We start from the raw sequence: 6419 nt of genomic DNA, 5'->3' as shown, positions 1-6419 counted from the left end.
TCGTGACGAGCACGGCCGCTCCGCTGTCACGCAGCACGAAGTCCCTGCGCGCTGCCGGGGCGGAAGGATCCAGCGGGACGAAGGCGCCACCGGCCTTGAGCACCGCGAGGATCGCCACGATGGCCTCGACTGAACGCTCCAGGCACAGAGCCACCTTCACTTCCGGCCCCACCCCCATGGAGCGCAGCCGCCACGCGAGCTGGTTGGCCCGCGTGTCGAGCTGCCGGTACGTCAGCGCCGTCTCCTCGAACACGACGGCCGGGGCGTCTGGAGTGCGCGCCACCTGCCGCTCGATGAGGAGATGCAGCGTGGCGTCGCGCTCGAAGTCCACCAGCTCACCGCTGCCCGTGCGGACCAGCCGCACCAGCTCCTCCGGTGACACGAGCGACACGTCCGCCAGCGGAAGGTCCGGCGCGTCGCACACGGCCTCCAGCAGCCGGCGCAGGTGCGCGGCGAGCCGCTCGATGGTGCCCGTGTCGAACAACTCCGCTGCGAAGTGGAAGCGGCCCTCGTAGCCGTCGCGGGTCCGGTTCAGGTCCAGCGCCAATTCGAACTGGGACGGCGTGCCGCCCTCGAAGTGGGCCGGGGCCACGGACAGGCCGGGCACGGCCAGCTCCGGCACGGGCGCGTTCTGGAGCGCGAACATCGCCTGGAACAGCGGCGTGCGGCCCAGGTCTCGCTCGGGCTGGAGCGCCTCCACCAGGTGTTCGAAGGGGATGTCCTGGTGTTCGTATGCGCCTAGCGTGGTGGCGCGCACCTGGGCCAATAGCTCGCGGAACGTCGTCCTCGCGCTGAACCGGCCACGCAGCACCAACATGTTCACGAAGAAGCCGATGAGGCCCTCCGTCTCCGCCTGCCGGCGGTTCGCGATGGGCGATCCCACCAGCACATCATCCTGCCCGGACACTCGCGACAGCACGGCCTGGAACGCCGCCAGGAGCGCCATGAAGGGCGTGGCGCCTTCGGCTTGCGCCAGCGCTTCCATGCGCTCGCTCAGGACACGCGGCAGCGTCACGCGGACCAGGCCGCCACGCTGCGTGGAGGTCGTGGTTCTCGGCCGGTCCGTGGGCACGTCCAGCACGAAGGGCGCCCCGGACAACTGCTGCTTCCACCACTCCACCTGTGCTTGCAGCACGCCGCCCTGGAGCCAGCCGCGCTGCCAGACCGCGAAGTCCGCGTACTGCACCGGCAGCTCCGGCAGGGCGGCGGAGCGGCCCGCGCGCCTGGCCTCGTAGAGGGCCGTGAGCTCTCGCACGAGGATGCCCAGCGACCAGCCGTCGGACACGATGTGGTGCAGGTGCAGCACCAGCACGTGCTCGCGCGCGTCCAGCTTCATGAGCAACGCGCGGATCACTGGCCCGCGTGTCAGGTCGAACGGGCGCAGCGTTTCCGCGTGGCCCAGGCGCTGGGCTTCGGCCTGCCTCGCGGCGCGGCTGCCCAGGCCCGTCAGGTCCACCAGCTCCAGGGGAACGTGGCCCCCCGCATGGATGTCCTGCACCGGCTTGCCCGCCTCCATGCGGAAGGTGGTGCGCAGGGATTCATGCCGCGCCATCAGCGTGTCCAGACCGAAGCGCAGCGCTTCCACATCCAGGTCGCCGGTGAGGCTCAGCGCCAGCGGCATGTTGTACAGCGGGCTGCCCGGCTCCAATTGGTCGATGAACCACAGCCGCTGCTGCGCGAACGACAGCGGCGGCGCGGCCGTCCTCGCGGCACGGACCAGCGGTGGGGCCTGGGTGCGGCGCGCGTTCACCAACCGCTCCGCAAGCAAGGCCACCGTGGGCGCCCGGAACAGGTCGCCCAGCGGCAGCTCCACGCCCAGCGATGAACGGATGCGCGACACCACCTGCGTGGCCAGCAGCGAGTGCCCCCCCAGCTCGAAGAAGTCACCGTCGATGTCCACGGTCTCCAGGTGCAGCACCTCCGCCCATATGTCCGCGAGCGCCTTCTCCAGCGCGCTCCGCGGCGTAGCGGACTCGGTGTCCGCGGCGCGGGCCTGTGGCGCGGGCAGGGCCTTGCGGTCCACCTTGCCGTTGGGGCTCAGGGGCAGCTTCGGCAGCACCACGATGGCCGAGGGCACCATGTAGTCCGGCAGCTGCTTCTGCACGGCTGCCCGCAGCGCGCCCGTGTCCAGGCCTTCCACTTCACCGCTCACCACGTAGGCCACGAGGCGCCGGTCGCCCGGTACGTCCTCGCGCACCACGACCACCGCCTCCTCGACCTCCGGCGACTGGCGCAGCACGGCTTCGATTTCACCCGGCTCCACGCGGTAGCCGCGCAGCTTCACCTGGAAGTCGGTGCGGCCCAGGAACTCCAACGTCCCGTCGGGCTGCCAGCGCACTCGGTCGCCCGTGTCGTAGAGACGCGCGCCCGGTTCAGTGGCGAAGGGGTGGGGGATGAAGCGTTCGGCGGTCAGGTCCGGGCGCTGGAGGTAGCCCCAGGCCAGGCCGTCTCCACCGACGTGGAGTGTGCCCGGCACGCCCGGCGGCACGGGCTGGAGCGCCGTGTCCAGCACCCATGCCGTGGAGTTCGTCAGCGGCCGGCCAATGGGCACCGAGCGGCCCACGGCGTCACCGGGGCGCAGCGTGTGCGTGGCGGAGAACGTGGTGTTCTCCGTGGGGCCGTAGCCGTTGACCAGCACGGCGCCTGGAGGCAGCCGCTTCAGGTGTTCGCGCACGCGCTCCACGGGCAGCACATCGCCACCCGCCAGCACCTGCTTCACCCGGGCCAGCGCGTCGCCCTGGTGGAGCACCATCTGCTCGAAGAGGGCGGCGGTAAGCCACAGCGTGGTGATGCCCTCGCGCCGCAGCAGCGCAGCCGTCTCCTCCAGCGACAGCGCCTTCGGCGGTGCCAGCACCAGCGTCGCTCCGTTGAGGAGCGCGCCCCAGACTTCCAGCGTGGAGGCGTCGAATGCGATGGGGGCCAGTTGGAGGAAGACCTCCTCGGGCCCGAAGTGGATGAAGTCCGCGCCGCGCACCAGACGGGTGATGCTCCGGTGCGGGACACTGACGCCTTTGGGCCGGCCGGTGCTGCCCGACGTGAACATCACGTAGGCAAGCGCGTCGGCGGGCACCGCTACGTCCAGAGCCGTCTCCGGCTGCCGCTCCAGTTGGGCTGCATCCTCGTCCATCAGGACCTGGAGGTCCGTGACCTGCGGCAACTCGTCCGCCAGGGCCTCCTGCGTGACGAGCACGCTGACGCTGGCCGCCTGGAGCATCCAGGTGATGCGCTCCGCGGGCGCCTTCGCGTCCACCGGCACGTAGGCCGCGCCGGCCTTGAGGATGCCCAGCAGACCGGTGATGAGGTCGAACGAGCGTTCCAGGCACAGGCCCACCCGGTGGCCGGGCCGCACGCCCTGGCGCCGCAGGTGGTGCGCGAGCTGGTTCGACGCGCGATCCAACGCCGCGTACGTGAGCGTCCGCGCGCCGGACTTCAGCGCGATGGCGTCCGGCGTGCGCGCGGCCTGCTCCGCGAAGAGTGCGGACACGGACGCGTCGCGCGGGTAGTCGTGGGCGGTGTCGTTCCACCCGATGAGCAGCCGCTGCCGCTCCGCCTCCGTCAGCCACGGCAGCTGCGACAGCTTCGTGTCCGGCGCGCGGACGGCGGCCTCCAGCAGCACGCGCAGGTGCTCCGCCATGCCAGCCACCGTGGACGGTTCGAACAGGTCCTGGTTGAAGACGAGGCCACCGTCGAAGCCGTCCGGCGTGCGCGTCAGCAGGAACTGGAGGTCGAAGAGGATGACCTCCGGGTTGGCCTCCAGCGGGCGCAGCGTCAGGCCCGGCAGGGACAGCTCCGGCATGGGCGCGTTCTGGAGCGTGAAGGTCACCTGGAACAGCGGCGTGCGGCCCAGGTCTCGCTCCGGGTGGAGCACCTCCACCAGCTTCTCGAACGGCAGATCCTGGTGCTCGTACGCGCCCAGCGTGGTGGCGCGCACTGCGTCCAGCAGCTCGCGGAAGCGGAGCGTGTCGCGGACCCGCGTGCGCAACACCACCGTGTTCGCGAAGTAGCCGATGAGGTCCTCGGCCTCCGCGTGACGGCGGCCCGCGATGGGCGACCCCACGAGCACGTCCTCCTGGCCCGCGTACCGGTGCAGCAGCACCTGGAAGGCCGCGAGCAGCACCATGAAGGGCGTGGTCGCGGTCTGGCGCGCCAGGGCCTCCAAGGCTTCGCTCAGGTCGCGCGGCAGGGTCATGGGCTGCACGCCCGCCCGGAAGGACTGGCGCGCCGGACGCGGATGGTCCGTGGGCAGCTCCAGGTAGGGCGCGGCGCCTTCCAACTGCCCGCGCCAGTACGCCACCTGCGACTCCAGCACGTCACCCTGGAGCCAGCCGCGCTGCCAGAGCGCGTGGTCGGCGGCCTGCACCGGCAGCTCCGGCAGCGGCGAGGGCTGCTCCGCGGAGAACGCCGCGTAGAGCGCGCCCATCTCCCGCACCAGCACGCCCGTGGACCAGCCGTCGGAGACGATGTGGTGCGTGTTGAGCAGCAGCCGGTGCTTCGTGGGCCCGAGCTTCATCAGGAGCCCGCGGAACAGCGGGCCCTGCTCCAGGTCGAACGGGGCGCGCGTCTCCTCCATCGCCAGCCGCGAAGCCTCCGCCTCGCGCGCCTCCGCCGCCGGCAACGCGGACAGGTCCACGTGGCGCAGCGGCATGGGGAAGGGCGGATGGATGACCTGCGACGGTGTGCCTTCGTGCGAGCGGAACGTGGTGCGCAGCGCTTCGTGACGGCGCACCAGTTCGTCGAACGCGGCCAGCATCACGATGATGTCCAGCGTGCCGTCCAGCTCCAGCATGCTCGGAAGGCTGTAGGCGTTGCCCGCGGTGCCGAGCTGCTCGATGAACCACAGCCGGTGCTGCGCGAACGACAGGGGTAGTTCGTCGGGCCGCTCCGTGCGGATCAGCGCGGGCAGGGCGGAGGTGGTGGCCTCCGGGCCCTCGGACTCCGGATGCAGGAGCGCGTCGATGCGTTCGGCCAGCGCCGCGACCGTGGGGCCTTCCAGCAGGGCGCGCAGGGGCAGCTCCACGCCGAAGTGCGTGCGCACGCGTGACACCAACTGCGTGGCCAGCAGCGAGTGGCCGCCCAGCTCGAAGAAGCCGTCGTGGCGTCCCACGGCGGGGACTCGCAGCACCTGGGACCACAGCGGGACCAGCGCCGCCTCGGTGGGCGTCGCGGGCGGCTCGATGACGCGCTCGGTGACCGGCGCGGCATCCGGCGTGGGCAGCGCCTTGCGGTCCACCTTGCCGTTGGGCGTGAGGGGCAGGGCGTCCAGCGCGATGAACGCGGCGGGCACCATGTACTCCGGCAGGTGCTGGCGCAGGTGTTCGCGTAGGGGCGACGTGTCCACCTGGGGCGCGACGTACGCGATGAGCCGGTCGCCGTGGACCTGCGCCACCGCATCCCGGATGCCGGGGTGAGCGCGCAGCGTGGCTTCAATCTCGCCCAGTTCGATGCGGTTGCCGCGCAGCTTCACCTGGAAGTCCAGGCGGCCCATGAAGTCGAGCGTGCCGTCCTCGCGCCAGCGGGCCTTGTCGCCCGTGCGGTAGAGGCGCGCTCCGGGCTCCGGGCTGAACGGATCCGGCAGGAAGCGCTCGGCCGTGAGCGAGGGCTGGCCGAGGTAGCCTCGAGTGACGCCTTCACCCGAGAGGCACAGCTCTCCCGGCGTCCCGATGGGCGCCAGGCGCAGGCTCGCGTCGAGCACGTAGGCGCGCAGGTTGGCTATCGGCCGACCGATGATGGGCAGCGGCTGGGGGGCGCCCTGGACGGCCACGGTCGTCGCGTCCACGGTGACCTCCGTGGGGCCGTACCCGTTGTAGCCACGCGTGCGTTTCGCCGTGGCGAGCTGCCGCCACGTCACCTCGTCCATCGCCTCACCGCCGATGGAGAGCCGGGTGGGGGCGTGGGCCCGCTCCAGCATTCCCGCGGACAGCAGGAGCTTGAGCTGCGACGGGGTGCTGTCCAGTACGTCGATGCGCTGACGCTCCAGCCACCCGAGCATGACCTCCGGCTCCAGGCGCACGTCCTCCGGGACGATGACCAGGCAGTGGCCGTCCAGCAGCTGGATCACCTGTTCGATGGACGCGTCGAAGTACAGCGGCGCGTTCACGGTGATGCGCTGCGCGCGCGGCAGGCCCTCATAGATGCTCTGCGTCATCGCCTGGTGCAGGTGGAGCACCGAGCGGTGCTGCACCATCACGCCCTTCGGCGCTCCGGTGGAGCCCGACGTGTAGATGACGTAGGCGAGGTTTCCCGCCCTCGCCGCCGGCGGCGGGTTCTCCGCGAACTGGTCCGACAGTCGGACAGGTTCGCCGCCCCCGGCTCCCGGCCCGGCCTCAACAAACTGGTCCGACAGTCGGACCAGTTCGCTGCCCGCCGTCCCCGGCGCGGCCTCCCAAAACCTGTCGGACAGTCGGACAGGTTCTTCGTCC

The 6419-nt window shown here is 71.4% G+C and carries 1 protein-coding gene (cut by a window edge); it reads right to left on the bottom strand.

Annotation, left to right across the window (positions count from 1 at the left end; translation table 11 throughout):
* The coding region annotated (locus D7X32_RS46990; RefSeq protein ID WP_244239215.1) for a non-ribosomal peptide synthase/polyketide synthase crosses the window boundary (this coding region is incomplete at both ends): on the bottom strand, nucleotides 1–6419 show 6419 of its 28464 nt. The annotated region continues 22045 nt past the right edge of the window.

The sequence above is a fragment of the Corallococcus carmarthensis genome (assembly GCF_003611695.1).
Taxonomy (GTDB): domain Bacteria; phylum Myxococcota; class Myxococcia; order Myxococcales; family Myxococcaceae; genus Corallococcus; species Corallococcus carmarthensis.
This window is presented reverse-complemented; position numbering and strand designations above follow the sequence as displayed.